The sequence below is a fragment of the Acidobacteriota bacterium genome (assembly GCA_009838525.1).
In the GTDB taxonomy this organism is placed as follows: domain Bacteria; phylum Acidobacteriota; class Vicinamibacteria; order Vicinamibacterales; family UBA8438; genus VXRJ01.
Genome location: VXRJ01000038.1, coordinates 106,647 through 130,276 on the forward strand (window position 1 = coordinate 106,647; position 23,630 = coordinate 130,276).

General features: G+C 67.4%; 17 protein-coding genes. 6 read left to right on the plus strand and 11 right to left on the minus strand.

Translation table 11 applies throughout. From position 1 onward, the window contains the following. Positions 1 to 39: 39 nt before the first annotated feature. The 6 genes from F4Y45_18000 to F4Y45_18025 form a co-directional block, all read right to left on the minus strand. Positions 40 to 2,592 carry an ABC transporter permease gene (locus tag F4Y45_18000; protein ID MXY26399.1) on the minus strand — a complete coding sequence of 851 codons (2,553 nt, stop codon included), beginning with the start codon at positions 2,590 to 2,592 and terminating at the stop codon, positions 40 to 42. Positions 2,593 to 2,700: 108 nt separating this feature from the next. Continuing rightward, on the minus strand, positions 2,701 to 3,219 hold the full coding sequence (locus F4Y45_18005) for a hypothetical protein (protein ID MXY26400.1): 519 nt from the start codon (positions 3,217 to 3,219) through the stop codon (positions 2,701 to 2,703). Further along, positions 3,206 to 3,418: a hypothetical protein gene (locus F4Y45_18010; GenBank protein MXY26401.1), complete on the minus strand. Its 213-nt coding sequence runs from the start codon at positions 3,416 to 3,418 to the stop codon at positions 3,206 to 3,208. Before F4Y45_18010 ends, F4Y45_18005 begins: the two co-directional genes overlap by 14 nt. Positions 3,419 to 3,435: 17 nt before the next feature. Continuing rightward, positions 3,436 to 5,415 carry a PQQ-binding-like beta-propeller repeat protein gene (locus F4Y45_18015; GenBank protein MXY26402.1) on the minus strand — a complete coding sequence of 660 codons (1,980 nt, stop codon included), beginning with the start codon at positions 5,413 to 5,415 and terminating at the stop codon, positions 3,436 to 3,438. A 37-nt stretch (positions 5,416 to 5,452) separates the two neighbouring features. Then, on the minus strand, positions 5,453 to 6,121 hold the full coding sequence (locus F4Y45_18020) for a PaaI family thioesterase (protein ID MXY26403.1): 669 nt from the start codon (positions 6,119 to 6,121) through the stop codon (positions 5,453 to 5,455). A gap of 84 nt (positions 6,122 to 6,205) precedes the next feature. After that, complete coding sequence (locus F4Y45_18025; protein MXY26404.1) at positions 6,206 to 7,867, minus strand: DUF222 domain-containing protein; 1,662 nt, start codon at positions 7,865 to 7,867, stop codon at positions 6,206 to 6,208. 291 nt (positions 7,868 to 8,158) lie between these two features. Here F4Y45_18025 and F4Y45_18030 point away from each other — a divergent pair, with 291 nt between their 5' ends. Both F4Y45_18030 and F4Y45_18035 read left to right on the plus strand, forming a co-directional pair. Continuing rightward, complete coding sequence (locus tag F4Y45_18030) at positions 8,159 to 10,432, plus strand: hypothetical protein (protein ID MXY26405.1); 2,274 nt, start codon at positions 8,159 to 8,161, stop codon at positions 10,430 to 10,432. 18 nt (positions 10,433 to 10,450) lie between these two features. Then, positions 10,451 to 14,272: an AAA family ATPase gene (locus F4Y45_18035; protein ID MXY26406.1), complete on the plus strand. Its 3,822-nt coding sequence runs from the start codon at positions 10,451 to 10,453 to the stop codon at positions 14,270 to 14,272. A 216-nt stretch (positions 14,273 to 14,488) separates the two neighbouring features. Here the strand turns inward: F4Y45_18035 and F4Y45_18040 are convergent, their stop codons facing one another. Then, a complete protein-coding gene (locus F4Y45_18040) occupies positions 14,489 to 15,694 on the minus strand; it encodes a patatin (protein ID MXY26407.1) in 1,206 nt (401 codons plus the stop codon). 38 nt (positions 15,695 to 15,732) lie between these two features. On the opposite strand from F4Y45_18040, the gene F4Y45_18045 reads away from it, so the two are divergent. After that, positions 15,733 to 16,734 (plus strand): hypothetical protein, encoded by a 1,002-nt coding sequence (locus tag F4Y45_18045; GenBank protein ID MXY26408.1) that lies wholly within the window; start codon positions 15,733 to 15,735, stop codon positions 16,732 to 16,734. On the opposite strand, the gene F4Y45_18050 is transcribed toward F4Y45_18045, so the two are convergent. From F4Y45_18050 to F4Y45_18060, 3 genes are read right to left on the minus strand one after another with little or no spacing between them, the layout of a single operon-like run. Next, positions 16,727 to 18,262 (minus strand): hypothetical protein, encoded by a 1,536-nt coding sequence (locus F4Y45_18050; GenBank protein ID MXY26409.1) that lies wholly within the window; start codon positions 18,260 to 18,262, stop codon positions 16,727 to 16,729. The two genes, F4Y45_18045 and F4Y45_18050, sit on opposite strands and share 8 nt — an antisense overlap. A gap of 9 nt (positions 18,263 to 18,271) precedes the next feature. Beyond that, a complete protein-coding gene (locus tag F4Y45_18055) occupies positions 18,272 to 19,297 on the minus strand; it encodes a cyclase family protein (GenBank protein ID MXY26410.1) in 1,026 nt (341 codons plus the stop codon). A 1-nt stretch (position 19,298) separates the two neighbouring features. Further along, positions 19,299 to 21,707 (minus strand): hypothetical protein, encoded by a 2,409-nt coding sequence (locus F4Y45_18060; GenBank protein ID MXY26411.1) that lies wholly within the window; start codon positions 21,705 to 21,707, stop codon positions 19,299 to 19,301. 135 nt (positions 21,708 to 21,842) lie between these two features. Here F4Y45_18060 and F4Y45_18065 point away from each other — a divergent pair, with 135 nt between their 5' ends. Genes F4Y45_18065 through F4Y45_18075 form a run of 3 tightly spaced genes read left to right on the plus strand, consistent with a single transcriptional unit; the run spans position 21,843 to position 23,383 of the window. After that, a complete protein-coding gene (locus F4Y45_18065) occupies positions 21,843 to 22,076 on the plus strand; it encodes a ribbon-helix-helix protein, CopG family (GenBank protein ID MXY26412.1) in 234 nt (77 codons plus the stop codon). Positions 22,077 to 22,079: 3 nt separating this feature from the next. Then, complete coding sequence (locus F4Y45_18070) at positions 22,080 to 22,472, plus strand: type II toxin-antitoxin system VapC family toxin (GenBank protein MXY26413.1); 393 nt, start codon at positions 22,080 to 22,082, stop codon at positions 22,470 to 22,472. Beyond that, positions 22,469 to 23,383 (plus strand): SDR family NAD(P)-dependent oxidoreductase, encoded by a 915-nt coding sequence (locus F4Y45_18075; protein MXY26414.1) that lies wholly within the window; start codon positions 22,469 to 22,471, stop codon positions 23,381 to 23,383. Before F4Y45_18070 ends, F4Y45_18075 begins: the two co-directional genes overlap by 4 nt. Here F4Y45_18075 and F4Y45_18080 read toward each other — a convergent pair. Beyond that, a complete protein-coding gene (locus F4Y45_18080) occupies positions 23,371 to 23,571 on the minus strand; it encodes a hypothetical protein (protein MXY26415.1) in 201 nt (66 codons plus the stop codon). The genes F4Y45_18075 and F4Y45_18080 overlap by 13 nt on opposite strands. Between the last annotated feature and the right edge of the window lie 59 nt (positions 23,572 to 23,630).

Genomic DNA, 23,630 nt, shown 5'->3' on the forward strand with positions numbered 1-23,630 from the left:
GCGCGGGGCCAATGCGCCCAGGCTCCTGCAAGCGCGCCCTTACGTGTTCTCACGTAAGGCCTCGATCGGTCGAATACGGGCAGCCTGCCGCGCTGGCAACCAGCAGGCAAACAGCGCCACCGCAATGAGGACCGTCATCCCTGCGGCCAGGGTCAGCGGATCCAGAGGGGTCACCCCGAACAGCACGCTCTCGATCAGATGCGTCGTTGCGACGGTGCCGCACAGGCCCAGGACAGCCCCGACGGCCACGAGTGCAGTTCCCTCCCGCACGACCAACCGGAGCACATCACCGCGTGTGGCTCCCAACGCCCTCCGGACACCGATTTCGCGTTGGCGCTGAGAGAAGGCATAGCTTAGTGCGCCATAGAGCCCGAACGCGGCCAACAGCAAAGCCACCGCCCCGAAGATCAGGGCGCACATAGCGAAAAAGCGCGGCTGCGCGGCGCGTGCCGCGAGCTGCGTTTCAAGCGTTCCCATGGTGATCCTTCCTCTCGGATCGACGTCAGCGACGACCTCACGTAGGAAGGGAACGACGGGTTCCGGGTCGTCGGCGGTACGCACAACAATGGTCGGCGTCCCTAGGGCAGGCAGTCGGTTCATACTTGGCTGGAGAATGGATGAGTAGACCACGCTGCTGGACGCTTCGGCGAGCGCTGACCCCGGCGGACCTGTCACGTCAGCCACTACGCCAACGACCTCCCACGTCTCGTCTGTGCGCGCGCCGTCACCGGGCGCGAATCCCGGGAATCCGAGCCCCGCTGTCGCCAACCGCTGACCGACCGCTGGCTCGCCACCGAACGCTTGTCGGGCAAACGACTCACTGACGACCGCCACGAGCGGGCTGCCAGCCGTATCCCGATCGGTAAAGAACCGGCCGGCTTGCACCCGAAGTCGCATCACCTCGGCATATTCGGCGCTCACGGTTCGCGTAGAAGCCAGTAGTTGGTCCCGTGCGTCGATCGGTGGAGGTTGGCCCGCAACCACTATCGCCTGGGTCGAATTTGCAGGAGACATCGGCGCGCTGGAGGCTAAGGCCACAGCGTTCACCTGCGGCAGGCCGGCGACACGGTCCATCCGCAGAAGAAGCCTCTCCGCGGTACTCCGTAGCGCGACGTCCATCTCGGCGAATGCCTCCGGTCCGATCTGACCCCCGGCGCCACTGAAGACGCGGTCCACCGCTTGTGTGTGCACCTGCGCTACAACGACATTCGTCGGATCGAAACCGAGATCGAGCGTGACGCGCGCCACAAAACTACGCAGTAGCAAACCGGCAGTGCTCACTACCACTAACGCCAACGCCACCTGCACGACAGCCAACCCGGCCTGCACCCGACTCGGCCGGAAACGGCCGAAGCCACCGACAGCCAACAGGCTGCCGCGACCGAGAGTCTGCCACGGATCGACGCGTGAGCAGACCATCGCCGGCGCTGCTCCGGACAGCCCACCCGCCACCAGCGAGAGACCGGCCGCGAATGTCAGCATTAAACCGTCGAGTCCGATTTCCGCGAGCCCGGGAATATGGCTTGGTGACAGTGCCGGAACGGCGCGGACAAGACCTGCCGCCACGGCTAGACCGAGCGCGCCGCCAGCGACGCTCAGAACGACACTCTCGACGAGCAAGAGACGAACGATCCTGCCCCGCCCCGCGCCGAGTGCATCCCGGATGGCGAGTTCCCTCCGCCGCACGATGCCGCGGGCGAGCAACAGGCCACCGACATTGGCGCAGGCCATCAGCAACACGAGGGCAGTCGCCAAGGCGAACATCAAGAGTGCTCGCCGATACGGACGCACTTGTTCTTCGCGGAACGGAACAACGCGCGTCTCGAATTGGACGCCCGGCATCAGCGGGAGGCTGGCGTCCGGCCTATCGAGAATGGTGCTCACCTCCGTCTCAGCTCGCTCTGCTGACACGCCCTCCCGCAAGCGTCCAACTCCGATGTACGTGCTGTGAATGGTCGCGCTGCCAACCGGTGGTTCATCCGCCCGCACGACAAGCGGCTTCCAGAAGTCCACATCACGTTCGAAGAAGTCGAAACTCTCAGGAAGCACTGCGATCACTACGTGTGGTTCGCCATTCAACGAAATCGGTGCGCCGAGAATCGCTTGATCCGAACCGAACCGTCTCGTCCAAATCTGGTGGCTCAACGCTACGACCCGGTCCGCCCCTTCGACCGCGTGCCGCTCAGTGAAGAGCGTGCCCAGCGACGGCGATGTTCGCAAGAGCGTGAACAACGAGGGAGTAACAACGGCGCCATAGAGTGGAACGGGACCATCCGGACTCTCCCAGACGACGCCAAGCGAGGTGAAGGCGCCAAGCTGCTCGAACGAGTGCGCGCCGTCCCACAACCGTTGCAACGCAACGCTCGACACACTCGGAGGGGCGGAACGGTCTGGAGACCACTGCCCCACGCTGACGATCCGCTGTGCTTCCGGGTAGGGTAGTGGTCGCGCCAGCAAGCCGTTGACAACGCTGAAGATCGCCGTATTTGCGCCGATGGCGAGTGCGAGAACGAGTAGCGTTGCCAGCGTGAAGCGGGGACGTGCGACAAGTTGGCGCACAACCCCAGCTAAGTCACTGAAGAGCGACTCCATATCCCAAATTTCATGCTATTCCGTTTCTCCCGGCAGCCGCGAGAGTATAGCCGAGCATGCGGCGTACGCGGTTCTCACGGGCCACCCGAGACCGTGCCAAGGGCGAGACTACCGTTCCTGGTCGCGTGCCGGAAGTTGGGGCAGGCGCGGGTGGCGGGCGCGCCCCGGCTCGCGGAGATAGTCGCGGAAGCTGCGTAGCCGCGGCAGGGTTTCGCGATCCTTGGCACGGTTGGAGGCCCGCTTGCTCGCAATGATGTCGTCTATCGAGCAGACCGGGTAGCCGTCGATGTCGGCGCCGCGGCGCCAGGCGTCCTCGAACCGTTCAATGCCGTCCGGCGCAAAGACCAGGTCAACGTCGAAGGGTCCGTTCTTTAGTTGCACAAAGTCCTTGCCGCGCCGGATCTCGGCGATCTGTTGGGGGGTCAACTCGAAGCCGAGTTCCTGGAGGGCGTTGACGGCGGCCTGGCCGTTGCGGGCGGTCTTGTGCACGAACACATCTGCGTCCTGCGTGGTATCGGGAAAGCCGTGGAGGAGGGCTCCCGTCTTGCCGATGAAGAGGTACTGCACGCTGTGGCGCTGGAGGGCGTCGCGCAGTTCCTCGACCTGGCTGTGGCTAATCGGTCCCATAGCCCAACCAGTCCGGCAGGTTCTCGTTGCACCAGCGCCGGTATTCCGCCGTGCTCTCCCAGGAGCGGTACGGCTCGTCATCCATTACCGGCTTGTAAGTGTGGACGAACGCGTACCGGAGGCGGAGGCGGAGCGGCCGCGCGGCCGCGGCGTCAAACTCCTCTCGCCATTCCTTCGGGATAGGCGGTCGGTCGTCCATGGTGATGGACGCCGCGGTTACGGCAGACTGAGCGCGACCCACTGGCCGGGAACGTCCAGGCCGCCGATCGGCACCACGATGTACTGCTTGCCCTCGTGCAGGTAGGTCATCGGCACGCCGGTGGTCCCCGCTTCGAGCTCCGTCTCCCAGACGAGGTCGCCGGTCTGCTTGTCGTAGGCCCGGAACCACGGCTCGCCGTAGTTCGTGACGATCGAGTGCGGCATTCCCTCCGGAACGCGGCCGCCGGTCCGGATGCCGACGTTCGACCCTTCGCCCAAGAAGAACAGCGTTTTCGTCAGCAGCGGTCCGGGACGGCCCGGACTGCCGAGGCGGTCGAGGTTGAGATGGCGGATCGCCGGATGGTTGCGCGGCCCGTGGCCGTTCGGGACCTGCCAGACGATCTCGCCGCGGTTCATGTCGATCGCCGTGACCCGGCCGTAGGGTGGCTTGAAGAGCGGCAGGCCGCGCGGCCCCCCGATCCACTCGCGCGTTCCCTTGATGAACGCCAGGTTGGTCCGGTCCGGGTTCCCCTCCAGGATGTCGGCGACGAAGGGCGACGTGATCGACGGGATGTAGAGGATGTTGGTCTCCGGATCGAACGACGCGCCCTGTATATCGGCGCCCCCCTGCGATCCGGGCAACTGAATCGTCCCCTGGTTGTCGTTCGGCCCGGACCCGCGCACCGTCGGCGGCGTGAACATCGGGCCGATGGTGTAGCGCTCCACGATGTCCAGCGCCTCTTCGCGCAGCTCCGGCGTGAAGTCGATCAGGTTCTCGACCGTCGCGCCCTGCCGGTCGAATGCCGGCGGCTTTGTCGGGAACGGTTGCGTCGGCGCCGTAACCTCACCCGGCGTGGTCGACTGCGGGACCGGGCGTTCCTCGATCGGCCAGACCGGCTCGCCCGTCACCCGGTCAAAAACGAATGCGAACGCCTGCTTCGTGATCTGGATGACGGCCGGGATGTCGCGGCCGTCCACCGTGATGTCGGCCAGGATCGGCGCGGCCGGGATGTCGTAGTCCCACAGCCCGTGGTGGACGAGCTGATAGTGCCAGACCCGCTCGCCGGTCTCCGCGTCGACGCAGACGATCGACTGCGTGTAGAGGTTGTCGCCCGGCCGGTGGCCACCGTACATGTCGTTCGTCGACGACGACGTCGGCATGTAGACGTAGCCCAGCTTCTCGTCCGCCGCGAAGAGCGACCAGACCGGCGCGTGACCGGTGAACTCCCAGGCGCCATCGGTCCAGCTCTCCGTCGCCGGGTCGCCGGCCTGCGGAATGGTGTGGAAGACCCAGCGGAGCTCGCCGGTCCGGACATCGAACGCGCGCACGTCGCCCCGCAGGTCTTCCTTCGTGACGAACGTGTCGGCCATGGACTGGCCCATGACGATGACGTCACGCACGACGGTCGGCGCGCCGCCCCAGCGATACCGGGCGCCCTCCTGCAGGCCGGTTGTCAGATTGACCCGGCCGTCGTCGCCGAAGCCCGGGATCTTGTCGCCGGTGGCCAGATCGAGCGCATAAAGCCACTCGCCCCGGTGCGCGATCAGGCGGCGTTCGTTGCCGTCGGTCCAGTAGGCGATGCCGCGGTGGCCAGCGCCGCGGTAGCCGGCGGGCGTTTCCTCGTCGGGGCGCTGCACCCAGATGGTCTCGCCGGTTGCGGGATTCCACGCTTCGACCAGGCCGACCGCGTTCGGGGCATAGAGAACGCCGTCGATCATCAGCGGCGTCGCCCGGTTGGCGTTGCCGTAGCCCAGATCCGGGACCACATCGAGGATCGACTGATCGACGGTTGGCCGCGACCAGGCCACGCGCAGCCGATCAACGTTGCTTGCGTCGATCTGATCGAGCGGCGAGTACTTCGTCGCGCCGTCGTCGGCGCCGTACGCATGCCACTCGCCATCCACCGCCCCCTGCTGGGCGGTGGCGGGCAGGGCAGTCGCCAGCACGGCGACGATGCAGACCGTAAGCCGAGCCGACAGATCTCGATGCAGCTTCATCTCGTTCCTCCGTAACGCCACGCGCGGCAAGGGGCGATTATAGCGACCCGGCGGCGGTTTCCGGCCGCGCGCCGGGCAGTCGCCGGACGATGGCGCTGTAACTCAGCAGCACGCGGTCGCCTTCCCATATCTCGCCCCGGACGAATGCCAGCGTGCGGGTTCGGCGGACCACCTCGCCGGACGCCTCGATGACTGCTCCCGGGGTTCCCGGCGCGACGAAGTGGCAGTCGCACGAAACCGTCACGCATTTCTCGCCGGGTTGATCCCAGACCGCAGCCAGACAGAGCGCGTAGTCCGCGAACGTCATCAGCATGCCGCCGTGGAGCGTGCCGCCGGTGTTGGCGTGCCGGCCGTCCGACTGGAAGGCCAGGCGGATGCCGTCGCCTTCCAGCCGGTAACCGAACGGTCCGACATAGTCCTCGAACGGATCCTCGTAGGGGAACGGTCGGAACCCGTCCGGCAACCGAGGTGCGTCTGCTGTGTCGATAGCCATAGCGGCAGATCGTAGCGGACGGACGCGTGGGATGGTGCGATGCGAAGCAGTGACGCTGGCGGGGTTCTCCCTGGGCTCCCGTTCTGACGTGGATTCAATGCGCGGAACAACCTCGCCCCGGATGGCAAGCCAGGTGGCCAGTAGTTGGTGGGCCTGCGTTGCGTGCCATTGACGGTGGCGGCCCATGCCCGGCGGGCATTTCGGAAGCGCCATAACCGGTTGCGCCTTGAAGGCAGTCGCGAACGTTCGGCCATCGAGGTCGGCACGCCGGTCGCGGCGCCACCGCAACCGATGCGGTCACGCAGTCTCCTCCGCGCCCGGAGTATCCCCCGGCCTCCACGCGACGCCGATCACGTAGGGCAGGTCCAGCCGTTCGCCGTACCAGTGGGGAATCGACGTGCCGGAGTCGATCTCGATTCCGTCCTCGGCCAGCTTCGCGTCGGTCGGTGCGAGCGGAACGCCCGTCCAGACGGGAGGCGCCGGCGCCGTCGGCAGGGGCGCACCGTCCGGCTGCGTGAACCGCGGCCGGCCCTCCGCGTCGAGCGTGAGGCCGAAACCCTCCTCGTGCACCGCGCGATGATGCCGCCGGCAGAGCAGCACGAGGTTGTCCAGCTTCGTCGCGCCCCCGTCCGCCCAGTGCTTCACATGGTGGGCGTCGCAGCGCCGCGCCTCGCAGCCCGGGAAGCGGCAGTGTTGGTCGCGTGAGGCCAGCGCCCGGCGGAGGGCGGGAGGAATCGTCCGGGTCTTGCGGCCGACGTCCAGCACCTTGCCGGCGGTATCGTGGCCCATCACCACCTTGCCGGCGTCGCAGGCAAGCCGCCGCGACGTTTCCGCGGAAACGCGGATGCCGCCCGCTTCCTCCAGGGCCGCCTGCCCGGCACGTGGCGACGCTTCGACCGAGACACTCTCGCCCGCACCGTCGGTAGCGTGTGACGTTTCCGCGGAAACGTCGTCCCGCAGCGTCTCCGGATCCACATGCACGACCACCTGGTAGCGGTCGCCCGCCGTTCCCGTGTCGAGCTTCGCGGCGAGCGCGCTCTCCGCAATCAGCCCCAGCGCATCCGCCCGCCGGCAGGCCGACGATTCCGCCTCGACGTGCTTCGGCTCCGCGTCCTTGGCTTCCTGGTGGAGCTGTTCGGACGCCGCCTCGATGGCCCGGCGCACCACCGCGCCCACCTCCGGCGTCAGCAGGCCCCGGACGACGAACATGCCGTCGATGTCGGGATAGATGCTGAGACCCTGGTTCCGCCGCCGCTTCCGATCCTCCCGCCCCTCGTGCTGGCGGTCGCACCGCCGCCACGCCCGGACGATACGCTCGAGGTCGGCCGCCGTCGCCTGGCGGGCGAGATGCAGCAGGCGGTCCTCGGTCGCCGGCGTCGCGACCCGGGTGATGGCGCGGACCTTCGAGTAGGAGACGCGGCCCCGCCGCAGGGCGTCGGAGGTTTTCGGCAACTTGGCCAGGGCATGCGCGACGCGCACGTACTCCCGCGCGGTGCCGGGGGCCAGGCTGGCCCGCCAGCTCAGCCACTGGGGGTAGGACGTGGCGCCGGACCAGCCTCCCAGTTCATCGAAGCGTCGGATGCGGACGAGCAGCTCGTAGACGGCGGCGTCGATGCGAGCGGAGAGTTCGGCGATCTCGTTTTCGAGCCGGTTGCGCTCTTCGCGGTTGCGGCGGAGTTCGTCGGGAGAAGGAAACGGATTGGTATCGGAAGTCGTGGGCGTGTCCATACTTCGATGGTAAACCCCCACATTTCGACCCTTCAGGTGGGGCTGTGCCGCCCTCCGCGCCGTCCATATGAAGGTTTTCGTCGGAAAGTCCGGCGACGTGGCTGACCGGCCCAGCGGGGTCGCTGGAACGGCGGGTTCGCGGGCCGGTTGGGAAGTTCCGCAGGGGGGTGTGGAAAAACGTGTCAAGCAGAATTTTTCATTGACGCGCCTGTTCCGGTGCGAGCGCCGCATCGGCGACGTCGGGACACCGCGCGGCGAAGTGTGGCGTGGTCTGCTGACGTCAATGGCACGCAGTGCGGCGTCGACTGGCAGATGAAGGACGACAATGCGTAGCGACCGAAGACCTTTGCTGTCACGGGAACGGGAGCGATCCTCTGTTTCCAGGTGCCGCCGAGCACTCGACTTCGGCTCCTAGCGGCATTCTACCTGGCGTTGTTCCTGTGTTGTTCCGGAAATGCTTGACAAGCCCCGACGGCACCGCGTATCCTGCTTGGGAACAACGCAGGAACAACGGAGGTGGGTATGGTAGATCGTAAGTACTCGGCGAGTCTCAGCCAGACCCAAGGCCGGTCGGGATTCTCGGTTATCTTCAGGCACCCGGCAAGGCGGGATGATGCGACCGGCAAGCTAGGCGTTCGTGTGCGGCGCGGCCTTGGTACACGGGACGAGGCGGAGGCGATGCGGCTGCGGGACGAACTGAATGGCCTTCTGGGTGACACAAAGTACCACGATCCGGGCGCTCGAAATGAGGCCGAGCGGCGATTTGATCCCCGCGTCGTCGACATCTTCTTCGACAAGATGGTGCCCGAGGAGACAGACTTCGCGGCGCTACGCGAGGACGCCATCGCGTTGCCCGAGTCGGAACCGGACGGCTATCGGCGGGTGCTCTTTCTTGGGACGACGGGGGCTGGCAAGACGACGCTTGTGCGCCAACTGATCGGGACGGATCCACTGACGGAGCGCTTTCCCTCGACCTCGACGGCCAAGACGACCATTCACGACACCGAGATCATTCTCGCCCAAGGTGGCTGGCGAGCGGTCGTGACTTTCGTCCCGAGCGATGAAGTGCGCGAGTACCTGAACGAGTGCATCTCTGCAGCGGTGCTGGCCGCCGCCAAGGGTGCGGAGGCCGAGGTGCTCCGGCGCCTCCTGAACCATGTCAATCAACGTTTTCGCTTCAGCTACGTGCTTGGCAATGGCCCGACCGTCATGCCGAGCAGTTCCGACTTTGACGATGACGAGGAGGAAGCGGACGAGTTGGATCTCCTCTCCGGAGAGGAGCGCGATGTGATCGACATGGCGAGTACGGTGAAGCTGCTTGAACAGACGGTTGCAACGCTGCGCGAGCTCGCTCGCCGTCTCGGTGACAAGCTGCACACCGAACTCGATGTTCGAGGGGATGACGACGAGCGTGTGGCCGACGAGCTCTTTGAGGAGGAACTGGACAATCTGGTGCGGGACGAGGAGGAGTTCCACCGAGTAGCCGATGCACTAATGGAGGAGATCGAAAAGCGCTTCGACCTGCTGCCACTAGGCGAAGTCCGGAAGACGCGGCAGGGCTGGCCTCTGACTTGGAGCGGAGAGTGGCCGGTTGAGGAGCGCGCCGCGTTTCTTCGGGCGATTTCTCGGTTTTCCAGCAACTACGCCCCCCTCTTCGGGCGGCTACTGACACCCCTCGTGAACGGCGTGCGCGTCGCCGGTCCCTTCACACCGACCTGGAACGGAAGTGAAGTTCCCAAGCTCGTGCTTCTCGACGGCGAGGGGCTCGGCCACACGCCCAAGTCGTCATCAGCGGTCTCGACCGCAGTGAGTCGCCGCATCGAGGCCGCAGATGCGGTACTTCTTGTGGACAGCGCCACCCAGCCGATGCAAGCGGCACCGCTCGCCGCCATGCGGGAGGTCGTGGCGACCGGGAACTCTCGCAAGCTAGTCATTGCATTTACGCACTTCGACGAGGTCAAGGGTGACAACCTGCCGAACGCGTCTGCGAAGGCGCAGCACGTTCTAGCATCTGCGGAGAACGTGCTGGCGGCCTTCGGAGAGGATCTCGGACCGTACGCCGAGCGGGCATTGCGCCAGCGACTGGATAGCGCTCGCTTCTTCTTGGAGAAAATCCACGAACCGCTGAGCGAGGGCACCGCATCGGGAAAGCGCACGGTCTTGCAGATCCGTAAGCTCCTTACTGCAATCGATGCAGTGATCGAGCGGCCGGAACCTCCAGAGGCGCACCCGGTCTACGACCGGATGAACTTGGTGCTCGCGATTCGCGCCGCGGCCGACGCCTTCCATGAGGCGTGGCGACCGCGCCTCGGCCTTGAGTTCAAGCCGGGTTTCGCGAAAGAGCACTGGACGCGGGTGAGGGCCCTGAGCCGACGTCTCGCAGAGGGATGGGACGACGAGTACGACACGTTGCGTCCGATCGCTGACCTGCGCAAGGAGCTGGTGGAGCGCATCTACGTGTTCGTGCAGAAACCCCTTGGATGGGAGGAGTTCCAACCGGCCGACGACCAGAAACAGGCCTGCTTCGACGCTCTGGCCGACAACCTCGGTCCGCGGCTGCTACAGGTGTGCACTCGCAGGATGTGGCACGAACGTGCGGAGCAGTGGCGGGACGCATACGTCAAGCACGGAACCGGTTCGACGTTCGTACGTGCCCGGATCATCGGTGATGAGATTTACGAGCCGGCGGCGCCGATTCCTGACGTCACGCCCTCTCCCGAGCGAAACAAGTTCATGCACGAGATCATCACCGAGGTCGAGAAGGCAGCCGACGAGACGGGCTCCGTACTCAAATAGGCGGTAGAGAATACTGCGATGAATGCCGTTTCTGCTGACGCCCGCCGCTTGCCGCTCCATCACGTCACCGTCCGTGTCCCGTGGCACGACGGAGGTTGGACGGGAAGCGTTTGTGCCCGCCCCCTCGACAACACGAGCTGCCTCATTCTGCCCCGCATCGGCGAGGGGCGGCGCGACGAAGTGGAAGCACGTTGCGCCGGCCAAAGGCTTGATGAGCTTGGCCCCGCCGATCTCCCGCCCTGTGTGAGTGAACGCGTTTCGATCATGGCGCCGTTCGCGCTCACACGGACAATCACGCACCCGTACACGGAGTTATTCCCGGAGACCCACGGCCACTTCGCACCCACGCGCTTCGTACAACCTGCGTACTCCGCTGCCTGCGTGCCCTACCGCTGGATGCTGCGCGAGAAGGTCGAGGGGAACGCGAAGGATGGCGAGATCGGGCTCGCCGAGCGTCTGAAGATTGGCTGGGTACCAGACCGCGAGCCCGACATCCGCAATCACCAGGGCAAGCAGATCGAGACGGATTGGGTTCAGGAGCGCGAGAACCAACTTGCTCTGCTCGACACCTTCTTCAGTGGGCTCCGGCCGAATGAGTCCCTCTGCTTCTTCTACGCCAAGCGCACCCCGCTCTCCGAGCAGTCGCGGCGCGTGATCGTCGGCGTGGGCCGCGTGCTTTCCGTGGGCGAAGCCACCGAGTATGCGCACAGGGGCCAGAACCCGTCGCTTCGTTGCGTGCTCTGGGAACGCAACGTAGGCCATTCGGTCCGGCCTGGATTCGCGGACGGCTTCCTCTTTCCCTACCGGGAGGCACTGGCGCTCGCAGAGAGCGAGGGCGTCGCCCCAGAGGAGTTCGTGGCCTTCGCTCCCGACGAGCACTTCGACGCCTACTCCTATGGCTCGGAGCTGTTGAGCCACGATGGCGCTGTGGCCTCCCTTGTGGCCTGTGCCGCGGCGCTGCACCGGATCCGCGGTCGTATTGAGGGACCGTGGGAACAGGCGCTCGCCTGGATCGACACGCAGCTCAACCGCCTGTGGAAGGCGCGGGGCGCGTTCCCCGGCCTCGGCTCGGCGCTCTCCGCGTTCGGCTACGAGTGGGGTTTCCAGCACGGAAGCCTGCTCGCCTACGAGATCGAACTGCTGCGCGAGCGCGAAGGCGGTGGCGATCCGTGGTCGCTCGTGGACACCGTGATGGACAATCCCGCCAAGCTCGGCGGGCCCTTGGCGAAGCTCCTCACGGACGGACTGCGCAAGGGTTGGAAGCGCCTCGCTGACGATCGTCGAGCCCTGCTCTGGCTCCTCGGCCGCTGTGCTGTCTCGGAGGATCAGGCGTTCCGTATGTACGACACCACGGCGCGGATGGAGGCAAGTATCGAAGCGACCGACGCGGAGCTGCTGCGCAATCCGTACCTGCTTTTCGAGCGCGACCGCCGCGCCGTCGCCCCGATCGCCTTCGGCGCGGTGGACCGGGGCCTGTTCCCGGACGAGGCAGTGCGGGAAGAGTTCCCCGTGCCGGAACCGAGCCTTATTGAGGATCCGGCGGACCCTCGGCGCGTGCGCGCATTGGTCGTGGATCTGCTCGAGGAGGCGGCGAATGAAGGGCACACGTTGCTTCCCCGGAGCTGGGTCATCCGCAGGGCGCGGGAGCGCTCGCTCCAGCCCCCGTGCCCGCTCGGCGAGAATGTGCTCGATGCCTGCCAGGAGAGCTTCACGCCGGTCGTCGCGGGGGCGGTGACCCGTGCGGGCGAGCCTGCCTACCAAGTGGACCGGCTCAGCGAATGCCGCAGGATCATCCGCCGCGAGGTACTCGGCCGAAAGAAGGGCAGGCCGCACGTGGCCGAGTTCGACTGGCGCGGCCGCGTGGACGCGGGAATCGACGAGGCGCTGCCTCCCGATCCGGAAGAGCGCGAGTTGGAGGAGCGGGCGCGGCGTGAGAAGGCGGCGGCGCTTGAGCAGCTCTTTCGGTCGCGGCTCTCCGTGCTGATCGGCCCCGCCGGCACGGGCAAGACGACCCTGTTGCGGATGCTGTGCGCGCTGCCCGCTCTCGCCGAGAAAGGGCTGCTTCTCCTCGCACCCACGGGCAAGGCCCGTGTGCGCCTGGAGGAGCAAACCAAGATGCGTGGTGCCGGGCAGACGCTCGCGCAGTTCCTCATCCGGCAGCAGCGCTACGATGGGGCGACCGGCGCCTACTTTCCCAAACCCAGGGCGCCTCGCTGTGGCGACTACCGGACGGTGATCGTGGACGAGTGCTCGATGCTGACCGACGAGCAACTCGCGGCGCTGATCGACTCGCTCAGCAACGTCGAGCGGCTCGTGCTCGTCGGGGACCCGCGCCAGCTCCCGCCGATAGGGGCCGGTCGTCCGTTCGTGGACATCGTTCGGGAGCTCGAACCCGAGAACGTCGAAACGCTCCCCTTGCGTTGCAGGCCGGGCTATGCCGAGCTCACGATCCCGCGACGCCAGCAGGGGGAGGCCCGGGCCGACCTGCTTCTGGCATCGCACTTCAGCGGCCGGCCGCTCGACCCCGGAGCGGACGCCCTGCTGGACGAGACTGAGGAAGTGAAGGACGGACGCCTTCGTCGCATCCGGTGGGACCACCCGCAGGAGCTTCAGGAGAAGCTCGTCGCGGAACTCGTCGAGGCGCTCGAACTCGCCGGACCCGACGACGAACTGGGCTTCGAGGAATCCCTGGGCGGCGCGCGGCACGGGGACATCCCATGGGCCTTCTTCTGGAACCGTTTCGGTGACAAGCCGGGGGCAGCCAAGCGGGCAGAAATGTGGCAGATGCTCTCGCCCGTGCGCGCCGGGCTCGTGGGCGTGGACGCGCTGAACCGCATGGTCCAGGCGCGGTTCCGGGCGAAGGTGCGCGAGCTTGCCGAGGCGGAGGGCTGGAGCCGCAAGGTGCCGCGTCCCATCGGCCGGCAGACGCTCCTGTACGGCGACAAGGTCATCAACGTCATCAACCAACGCCGACGCGACGTCTGGCCGAAGCCCGACGGCGAGGCCTACCTCGCCAACGGCGACATCGGCATCGTCGTCGGACAGTACAAGGGCAAGAAGAGCAAGTTCAAGGGCATGCCCTGGAAGCTCGAGGTCGAGTTCGCGGGGCAACTCGGCCCCAAGTACGGGTTCTACCCAGGCGAGTTCGGCGACGAAGGCCGAAATCCACTCGAGCTGGCCTACTGCCTCACTGTGCACAAGACCCAAGGCAGCGAGTTCGGCGTCACCTTGGTCGTGCTCACCAACCCTTGCTGGCTGCTATCCCGGGAGCTCTTGTACACGGCGCTGACCCGCCATCAGGACCGGCTGGTCATCCTGCACCAGGGCCCGCTTGTCGAGTATCGCCACTATGCAGGCGACGAGCACTCGGAGATCGCACGGCGCATGACGAACCTTTTTGTGGATCCATTGCCGTGCGAAGTAACCGTTAACACCCAGCAACGCTTCCTCGAAGAGGGGCTCATTCATCGAACCGAGCGCGGTGACCTCGTACGTTCGAAGTCGGAGGTGGTAATCGCCGACAAGCTTTACGCCCGCGGGATCGACTACGCCTACGAGCAGCCTCTCGTACTGCCCAATGGTCGCACCCGCTATCCTGATTTCACGATCGCGGATCACGCACGGGGGGTGACCTTCTACTGGGAGCATCTCGGCATGCTCCACGATCCGACGTACAGAACCCGATGGGAAAGGAAGCGCGCGGAGTACGTGGAGTGCGGGATCGGGCCTCATGAGGACGGCGGAGGCTTGGAAGGAACACTGATCGAGACTCGCGACGAGCCGGACGGGGGGCTGGATGCAGCCGCGTTAGCATCGTTGATCGATGAAGTCCTGGGTTGACCGCCGTTCGCCAAGCCGCCGAACAGGGTGATCACATGACGCCTGACATGCTGGACGCCCGTCTTGCAGCGCTTGAGCTGCGGTTGATCAAGTGGACCGTCGGGACAGGGATCGCCGTCGCTGGCATCGTGGTCGCCTTCCTGCGCCTCGTGGGCTGAACCTGCGGCCCGCACCTGGGCGAGAAAGACTTGTGACGGGTCGCGCGTAGCCGGGCGCTCACGCCGTCGTCGCGCAGACGGCATCGGCCGGCGCGGGGGCTCCGGCGCCGGCGCCCAGCAAGGCCCGCAACTCGTTGGCGTGCGCGGCGGCGTCGCGTTCACCCAGTTCGAGGAGTTGCTCCAGGTACTCCGGGTGGAACGCCAGCAGGCTCAGCAGGTCGGGCGAGCGGACCTCCCGCGAGCCGAGCCCGCGCAGCAGGTATCGGAAGGTCTTGGGGAGCACGGGCTCGAACTTCGCCGACAGCCGGCCGACGTCGGCGGAAGGGCGCACGACGAGCAGGTCGACCTCGCGCAGGCCGCGCCGCTTCTCGGGTGGGAGTTCGCGCAGCAGGCGGTTCACGCGCTGCAGCTCCCGCGCGTCGCGGTCGAGGTCGTCCAGGAAGATCGCGTTCATGAGCTGGCCGCCGATCTGGAGCGGCGGGGGATAGGGCGAGCCGTCGGGCGTCTCCTCGGATGGGCTGGATCCCGTGAATCGGGTGGAAATCGCCAGGATCCGGTTCGCCCCGAAACGGAGCGCGGGTGAGAAGGGGTCCGTGAGGCGGATCCCGCCGTCGCCATGCCAGCCATCGTCGAGACGGATGGCGGGGAAGAAGAAGGGCAGGGCGGCCGACGCGAGGACGTGTTCGACGTTGAGGCGCGTATTGCGGCTCCGCCGTTCCGGGCGGCGCCATTCCGGAAGGTCGCGCCCCTGGGTCCAGATGACCGACTGGCCGCTGGCGTAGTGACTGGTGATCAGGGCGAGAGCCCAGAGCCTCCCGTCGGCGATGTTCTCGCGAAGGCCCCCGATAGTCCCGTCCGGCTCCAGCTCGAGGAGGCCGTCGAGCGTACCGCGTAGTGGCGAGGCGTCGAGCAGGCCGCGCACGGGCCGCGAGAACCTGGCGCCGCCGCCGAGCAGTCGGCCCGCCCATCGCGCGACATGGCCGGCAAGCGATCCGCGGTCCGTCCGGAAGACTTCGTCGACGGTCAGGCGCCGCCAGCGTTCGTGAAGCCCGGCGATCGTCTCGGCGTGGGTGCCGCGGCTGGCCGCAAGGCAGGCGGCGTTGATCGCGCCGGCCGAGACGCCGGTGACGATCGGGAAGTGGATCTCCGGAAACGCCCGCGCGATCCAGTGCAGGAAGCCGACCTGGTAGGCGGCGCGGGCCCCGCCGCCGGTCAACACGATCGCCAGGTCGTCGGGGCCCCGTTTCGGAACGGGACTGCTCACGGTGCCTCCCTCCTCAGTATAGTCGTCGCGGCCAGACCATGACGGATGCTTCCCGCGACCTCTCGATGGCACTGCGCGGTGCGATCGACCGGCTGCTGCAGGGCGTGCCGATGGCGGCGCTGCAGCGGGCGGCTGGCCGCCTGACGGGCGCGTATCGGGATGGCGGCGCCGGTGCGGCCATGGCCGAAGACATCGACCGGCTGGCCTATGCCGCGGTCCGCGCGCCCGCTACGTTCGCTGCGATGCGCGCCGTCCTCGCCGAGCTGTGCCGCCGTGCGCCCGGCTTCGATCCGCGCAGCCTGCTGGACCTGGGCTCGGGACCGGGGACGGCGCTCTGGTCGACCTGGGAGACGTGCGAAGGGCTGGAGGCCGCGACGCATGTCGATCGTGACGCTGCGATGGGACATCTCGGGGAGCGTCTGCTGGAGGGATCGACGGTGGCTCGGCAGGTCCGGTCCACATGGCGGACCCTCGACCTCGGTGCGCGCGGCGCCAAGACGCAGCTTGGCGCCCTGGGCGCCCACGATCTCGTGCTCTTCGGCTACGTGCTGGGCGAACTCCCGGAGGAGCGTCGCGCGGAAACGGTCGATGCGGCGTGGGACGTCACGGCCGGTGCGCTGGTGATCGTCGAACCGGGCACGCCGGCCGGCACGGCGCGCGTCCTTTCCGCACGCGAGCAACTGCTGGCGCGTGGCGCAATGGTCGCGGCGCCCTGCCCGCACGGCGCGGACTGTCCGCTTCCGGCCGGCGACTGGTGCCACTTCGGCGCGCGGCTGAACCGCTCGGCGGTGCAGCGGCGGCTCAAGGGGGCATCGCTCGGCTACGAGGACGAGAAGTACGCGTACGTCGCGCTCACGCGGGAGGCGGCGGACCCGTGCGCGGCGCGCGTGCTGCGCCGGCCACGCATCGAGAAGGGACACGTCAGACTCCACCTGTGCGAGCGCGACGGACTGCGGACCACTGTTGTCGCGCGGCGCGACCGCGAAGGCTTCCGGGCGGCGCGGAAGGTCGGGTGGGGCGGCGCGTGGAGCCCTACCTGAGGATCCGGATCCGGTGCGCTTCGCTGTCGCCGACGTAGAGGGCGCCGGCCTCGTCGGTCCAGATGCCGTGCGGGCGGTTCATCCGGCACCGGCGCGGTTCCGGCTCCGGCCCGTCGCCCCGCTCGCCGGTGCCGATCGCGGTGGAGATGACGCCCGTCGTGACGTTGAGCCGGCGGATGACGTGGTTCTCGGTATCGGCGATATAGAGGGTGCCGCCGGCCGCGTAGGCCAGGCCCTTGGGGCCGGCCAGCGTCGCCTCGCGGGCCGGTCCGCCGTCACCGGTGTAGCCCTGCTCGCCGGTGCCGGCGACATGGTGGATGGTCTCGGCGGCCAGATCGATCCGGTAGATGGCGTTCCCCTCGCGCAGGGCCAGATAGAGGTTGCCGTCCGGATCGAGCGCCATCGCCCGCGGACCGTTGAGCGGCGTCCCGGCCAGCGGGGCGCCGTCCGGGGTCGGCTCGCGCTCGCCGGTGCCGGCCCAGGTCTCGATCACGCCGGTCGCGGGATCGACCCGGCGGATCCGGTGGTTGCCGATGTCGCAGATCAGGAGTTGGCCGTCCGGCGTGAAGACGATGCTGTGCGGGGCTCGCAGCAGCGCCTGGTTGGCCGGCCCGCCGTCGCCCGAGAAGCCCGCCTCGCCGGTGCCGGCGACGGTGGTGATGACGCCGGTTTGCATGTCTACTTTGCGGACCGCGTGGTTGTCGCGCTCGACGATGTAGAGGTCGCCGCGCGCATCGAACTGGATCTCGTGCGGCATGTTCAGCATGGCGTCGGTGGCGGGACCGCCGTCGCCACCGTAGCCGCGCTCGCCGTTCCCCGCGATCGTCTCGGTCGCGCCGGTCGCGAGATCGAGCCGCCGGATGAGCTGGTTGTCGAGATCGCAGAAGTAGAGGAGGCCGTCCGGACCGATGACGACGCCGTACGGGTTGTTCACCTGCGTTTCGGAGAGCCCCGGCGTTCCGTCACCGATGACCGTGGTGACGGTTCCGAAGAGCTCGATTTCCTGCTCGAGCGTGAGTGTGATCCCGGCCACTTCCTCGCGCACGACGGCGCGGACCAGGTAGCGGCCGAGCGGGTCGTCGTCGCCGACCTCAATCTCCGCGTAGCCGACGGCGAGCCCGAGCGTCCCCTCGGCCGGTGTCGGCTTCCGCTCCCACAGCTCCAGATCCGGAGTGCGGAACAGCGTCGTTCCGTCCGGCTTGATCACTTCGAGATCGAAACGGGCATGGCATCCGCCCCGATCGTCCTCCTGACAGCCGATGAAGAGGATGAACGGCGCGAGCGGTTCGCCGCGGCGGGCGATTCGCGTGGTGCTGATCCGGACCCCTGGCGTCCGTTGCACCCAATTGTCGAGGAACTCGTCCGGTTCGTTCGACAGGAGCAGCATCGCGCCGAAGTTGCCCTCGGACTTGCTCCAGGATTGATCCGGGGCGCGGACGCCGTCACGGAACCACTGTGCGTCGGCGGGCGGCGGGACCGCAATCGCGATGGCCGCGGCGAGCGCCAGTGTCGTCGTTTTCACGTGCACCGCGGATTCCTAGAACGTCGCGATCGGGTTGAGCGGCGAGCCCATCCCTTTCTCGATCCGGAGCGGCGCCGCGGTGAAGAGGAACTCGTAGCGGCCCAGCTCGCGCGCGGTGGCGGCCACGCCGTCGAGATCGAGGTTGTCGAAGATGCTGACGCCGAGCGAAACGAGCGCGAGGCGGTGGATGGGCAGCCGGACCGCATCCGAGAACTCGTGCGGGAAAGCGTCGTTCCACATGTCGGCGCCGATGAACGACACGCCGCGGTCCTTCAGGAAGTAGGCGACGTCGGCATGGTAACCGGCGACTCCCTCCTCGTTGGGATCCCATGGCCCGAGCGCGGCGCGGCGCGCCCACCGTCCGGTGTGCAGCAGGATGACGTCGCCTTCCTCGACGGTGACGCCCTGGATCCGCTCCAGCTCCTCCAGGTCGGCGTAGCGGATCGCCGTGCCCGGTTCCACCCAGCCGTTGCCGTCCTCGTCGAGACCGGGGAGCAGCGTCGCGTCGAACAGCACGCCGCGGGTGAAGATCCCGTCACGCAGCTCGTGGATGCTTCCCTGCGGGCAGCCATCGGCCGCCTTGACGTCCTCGGCGGTGATGCCGTTGTAGCCCACGCCCTCGAACATGACGTGGCAGGCGACCGAATCGAGGTGGCTGTGGATGACGCCGTGGTAGGTGCCCGTGTACTGGAGCCGGTCCGATGCTCCGGTCTCGCTGACATTCACGACCTGGCGGTCGAGGTACCACTGGCCCTCGAGGGCCGGCTCCTGAATGATGTCGTGCGCGAGGGAGACGCTGATTCCCTCCGTGACCAGGGCGGCTGCCGCCTTCCGCTTGGCGGGCGTGATGAAGTTGGCGGCGCCCAGGCCATCGCCCTCGCCCCAGCGCCCGTGGTTGGAGAGCTGCTCCATCGCGTGCAGGAAGTCCTCCTCGGTCGTCATGGCGCGGCGCGTCTGGCTGTCGACGGAGGTCATGCCGCACCCGGCGGCGGCAAGCAACAGCGCGGTCCCGGCAACGGCGGCGGTCAGCGTGCGTGTCATGTCAGTAGCCCTCCAGAACCGGGAAGCGCTCGTCGTCGTCGAGCGGCTGCACACCGAAGGCGTTGAGCGACAGTGAGACCATCCGGTAGCGCGCGGCGGTCACCGCCACGCTCATCATCTGGTGCGTGTCGTACTGCCCGGACAGCGCGGCCCACGTCTCGTCCGAGATCATCGAATCCCGGAACATCTCGTTGGCGGCATCGATCAGGGCGAGCTCGTGCGCATTCCAGCCCGACTGGTCGCGTCCCTGGGCAATCCAGAGGGGTTCGAGCCCGTGGTCGCGCGCCCGGCCGACGCTGCCCACGTGCTTCGCCCATTCGTAGACGGCCTCCGAGTTCCAGCCCATCCGCAGGATCACGAGCTCCCGATCGTGCGGGGTCAGGCGCGACTGCTCCGGGTCGAGGATGTAGCGCGCATACCGGCTGCGCGCCTCGACCATGTCGGGGCTGCGCGCGAAGGTCCGCGAGACGCGGAGGCCGTCGCCGTCCAGCGGCTCGATCCGGGGCGTCGTGAGGGGCGGCTCCGGATCCGGCACGACGACGCTGTAGCCGACGTCGTTCGTCGGCATGAGGGCGTCGTCCGGCGCGTCGGCGTCCGGCTGCATGCCAAGCGAGTTGTACAGAATCGCGGCCTGCACCGTGTCGCCCACGGTGATCACGGCATCGATCAACTGCGGGATGTCATAGCGCGCGGCCAACGCTTCCCACGTGCCGTCGGTGACGGATGCGTTCCGGAACAGTTGATCCGCCAGCCCGACGAGGATTGCCTCGAACTCGCTCCATTGGTCGCCCGGTCCCTGCGCGACGCGCCGCACTTCCTCCGGACTCAGGCCGGCGTCGGCGGCCCGGCGCGCGACGTTCGCCCAGATGTTCCCGCTCTGGGTCAGCCAGGCCGTCCGCAGCATCAGGATGGCGCGGTCCCGTTCCGGGAGCGTCGATCGGTTGGCGACGTAATCTCGCAAGGGAAAGACGCGATCGGCCATTGCCGGGATCCGCGCGAGCGTGCGGAGCGCATTCTCCGAGTGCCCCTGGTCCGCGTAGCGGTCGACGATGACCCGCTGCGCATCGGTCAGCTCGTCATCGGTGAGTGGGGCGACGCGCGCTTCGGCGGCCCGGACCGCCGGAATGATGGTGCCCGGCGCCTCGGTGATGGCGCGCGCCGGCTCGATCCGGAGCAGGGCGCCGTTGTCCTCCTCGGTCAGGACGTAGAGGTACCCATCCGGTCCCTGCTGCACGTCGCGGACCCGCTGCTTCAGCTCCATCAGCAGCCACTCGCGGCGGATTTCCTGACCCTGGCGGTTGAAGACGATCCGCTCCAGGTGGCCTGTGTGCTGCATCCGGCCCACCATCATCGAGCCGACGAAGAGGTTGCCGCGCCAGGCGGGGAAGTGCTCGCCGGTGTAGAACGTCAGGCCCGACGGGGCAATCGACGGCCACCACATCACCTCGGGCCCGGTGAACTCCGCGCTCCACGGCGTGTCAGTGATCGGCCGGCCGCCGTACGTGCGGCTGTAGGAGGCGAGCGGCCAGCCGTAGTTGCCGCCCGGCTGAATGATGTTCGCTTCGTCGCCTCCCTGGACGCCATGTTCGGTGGCCCAGAGTTCGCCCGTCTCGGGATGGAAGGCGAGGCCGATCTGGTTGCGGTGGCCCATCGACCAGATCTCGGGGTGGTAGTCCGCCTGGCCGACGAACGGATTGTCGTCGGGAGCCGTGCCGTCGTCGTTCAGCCGGAGCAGCTTCCCGAAGTGGGTGGAGCCGTCCTGCGCGTACTCGCCAGTGCCGGCGAACTCGAACGCGCCTCCGACCGTCATGAAGAGCTTGTTGTCAGACCCCCAGTGCAGCCGCGAGGCCGCGATCCCGCCGCCCCAGCCGTCCGCCACGAAGATGTCGCGCACTTCGGTCAGCGCGCCGGCCCCCGCATCGAGCCGGCCGCGGGCCAGCGCGACGGTCGCTCCCTGCCGGCCATCGCGCTCCTCACCCTTGGAATAGGTGAGATAGACCAGCGTGTCGTCCTCCGGGTGGACGACGACGTCCATCAGTCCCGCGAGCCGGACGCCGGTGAACACCTCCGGCACTCCCGGAATGTCATCGTCGAGCAGTTGCCCGTTACGGATGACGCGCAGCGTGCCGCGATCGCGCTCCGTCACCAGGATGTCGCCATTGCGCCGGAACGCCATGCCCCACGGGTGGTCGAGGCCGGTGACGATCGGCACCACGCGGATGCGGGGCTGCTCGGCCGTGTAGAGCACCACCGGGCGCTCGGGCGGCGGGAGCGCCGGGACACCGCGCAGGGAGGAAGCGCCGGCGCGGTTCTGCGCCGTGACGCCGGCATGAAGTCCGAGGGCGACGGCCCCGGTGACGAGAAGGAGGCCGACGCCGGCGCTCCGGTGAAACGGGCGGATCCAACCCATTGCTACCTCCCGGATGATGCGTCACAACTCTATCGGAACGAACCGGGGCGACGCTAGGAAGGCGCCTCGAGAAGTAAAGACGAGCAGCCTGGATGGTGTATATTGTTGGTGTATATCTCAGTCTGGAATGCCGACATGGTAAGAACGCAGATTTACCTCACCGAGGACCAGCGCGCCGAGATCGCCACCATCGCCAACCGGAGCGGCAAGCGTCGCAGCGAGGTAATCCGCGAGGCTCTCGATCGCTTCATCGAGCAGAAGAGCCGTCACCGACGCGAGGCGGTCCTCCGGGAGGCAGCCGGGATCTGGCGCGGCCGAACGGACCTTCCTGACCTCGACGCACTTCGCCGTGAATGGGATCGGTCCTGAGCGGTGTCAAGGCCGATCCTGGTTGATACGGACGTACTGATCGACTTCCTGCGCGGCTACGAAGAGGCGATGTCGCTGGTTTCCGTGAACTCGGAGAGCATCGTCGTATCGACGATCAATGTCGCGGAGCTCTACGCGGGCGTGAGGGGCGGCGCGGACGGCGCTGAGCAGAGCGCGCTGGACAGGCTTCTGGCGCTGTTCCGCGTGATTCCCGTCGGCAGCGGCATCGCGCGGCTCGGCGGGCTCTACAAGCGTGACTACGGCAGGTCGCACGGCGTGGGTCTGGCCGACGCCATTGTTGCGGCTACCGCAACCGTAGAGGACGCGGCGCTGATGACCATCAACGTGAAGCACTATCCGATGTTCAGCGGTATCCAACCCGCGTACCGGAAATGACGGTGAGCTCCTGGACGGCTGACCGCGTTCCCGACCAGACCGGCGCTGCGGTCTTCATAACCGGGGCCACCGGCGGCATCGGCTTCGAGGCGGCGAAACTGCTGGCGGCGAAGGGAGCCCGCGTACTGCTCGGTTGCCGGTCGCGCGCGAAGGGTGAGGCGGCCGCGGCCCGGATCCGCGACACGCACGCCGAGGCGGATCTGGATCTCGTTGAAATGGACCTTGGGATCCTCGCCTCGGTGCGCCGCGCCGCGGAGCGGGTCGCAAAGGAACCGCGTCTCGACCGGTTGATCAACAACGCGGGCATTCTGTGTCCTCGCAGGACGTTGACGGCGGATGGTTTCGAGTCGCAGTTCGGCGTGAATCACCTGGGCCACTTCGCGCTGACGGGGCACCTGCTCCCGAAGCTGCTCGCAACGCCGGGGGCCCGGGTGGTGACGGTGAGCAGTCTCGCGCACCGGTCGGGCCGTATCGCGTTCGACGATCTCGACGCCTCAGGGCACTACGGCCGCATGGACCGCTACGCGATGAGCAAGCTCGCCAACCTGCTGTTCACGTATGAGTTGCAGAGGCGGCTGGCGGCGTCGGCCGCCGACACCATCGCCGTCGCCTGCCACCCGGGTGTCACACCGACCGACATAGGCCGGAACTTCCCGTGGTGGTTGATGGGCCTTTTCATGCTGGCCATCAGTTGGAGGACCCATCCGCCCTCGTCGGGCGCACTCCCGACCGTCCGCGCCGCGACCGATCCCGAAGTCGCCGGCGGCGACTACTACGGCCCGTCCAGCCGCAGCGAGTATGCCGGTCCCCCCGTCCTCGTCCAGTCGACGGCGGCGAGCCATGACGAGGAGGTCGCCGGGCGGCTCTGGAGCGTCTCCGAGGAACTCACCGGCGTTCGCTACGCCTTGTAGGCATCGCCGGCAGGCCGCTGGCGGCGAGCCTCTCTTGCTGCATCGATCTCCGTGTTGATCTCGTCGCGGGTCAGGCGATCGGTGCCGGCCGCCAGCGAGGCTCGCTGCATCAGCGAAACCGCGAGCTGTGCACGCATGCGCCGGAGGATCTTCAGCAATTCCTCAAGCGGTCGGCGGTCATTATTCATGGTAGGTGCTCACGCACGCGTACGGATATTCTATACTCACCTTGTTGGGAATTTTCCCG

What these genes read in the sequence shown, in the direction of transcription:
- F4Y45_18010 (MXY26401.1), bottom strand. Translation starts at nt 3,418, where the DNA reads ATGGACGACCGACCGCCTATCCCGAAGGAATGGCGAGAGGAGTTTGAC.
- F4Y45_18025 (MXY26404.1), bottom strand. Translation starts at nt 7,867, where the DNA reads ATGCGGCGCTCGCACCGGAACAGGCGCGTCAATGAAAAATTCTGCTTG.
- F4Y45_18060 (MXY26411.1), bottom strand. Translation starts at nt 21,707, where the DNA reads ATGGGTTGGATCCGCCCGTTTCACCGGAGCGCCGGCGTCGGCCTCCTT.
- F4Y45_18015 (MXY26402.1), bottom strand. Translation starts at nt 5,415, where the DNA reads ATGAAGCTGCATCGAGATCTGTCGGCTCGGCTTACGGTCTGCATCGTC.
- F4Y45_18065 (MXY26412.1), top strand. Translation starts at nt 21,843, where the DNA reads ATGGTAAGAACGCAGATTTACCTCACCGAGGACCAGCGCGCCGAGATC.
- F4Y45_18075 (MXY26414.1), top strand. Translation starts at nt 22,469, where the DNA reads ATGACGGTGAGCTCCTGGACGGCTGACCGCGTTCCCGACCAGACCGGC.
- F4Y45_18055 (MXY26410.1), bottom strand. Translation starts at nt 19,297, where the DNA reads ATGACACGCACGCTGACCGCCGCCGTTGCCGGGACCGCGCTGTTGCTT.
- F4Y45_18000 (MXY26399.1), bottom strand. Translation starts at nt 2,592, where the DNA reads ATGGAGTCGCTCTTCAGTGACTTAGCTGGGGTTGTGCGCCAACTTGTC.
- F4Y45_18035 (MXY26406.1), top strand. Translation starts at nt 10,451, where the DNA reads ATGAATGCCGTTTCTGCTGACGCCCGCCGCTTGCCGCTCCATCACGTC.
- F4Y45_18030 (MXY26405.1), top strand. Translation starts at nt 8,159, where the DNA reads ATGGTAGATCGTAAGTACTCGGCGAGTCTCAGCCAGACCCAAGGCCGG.
- F4Y45_18045 (MXY26408.1), top strand. Translation starts at nt 15,733, where the DNA reads ATGACGGATGCTTCCCGCGACCTCTCGATGGCACTGCGCGGTGCGATC.
- F4Y45_18080 (MXY26415.1), bottom strand. Translation starts at nt 23,571, where the DNA reads ATGAATAATGACCGCCGACCGCTTGAGGAATTGCTGAAGATCCTCCGG.
- F4Y45_18020 (MXY26403.1), bottom strand. Translation starts at nt 6,121, where the DNA reads ATGGCGCTTCCGAAATGCCCGCCGGGCATGGGCCGCCACCGTCAATGG.
- F4Y45_18005 (MXY26400.1), bottom strand. Translation starts at nt 3,219, where the DNA reads ATGGGACCGATTAGCCACAGCCAGGTCGAGGAACTGCGCGACGCCCTC.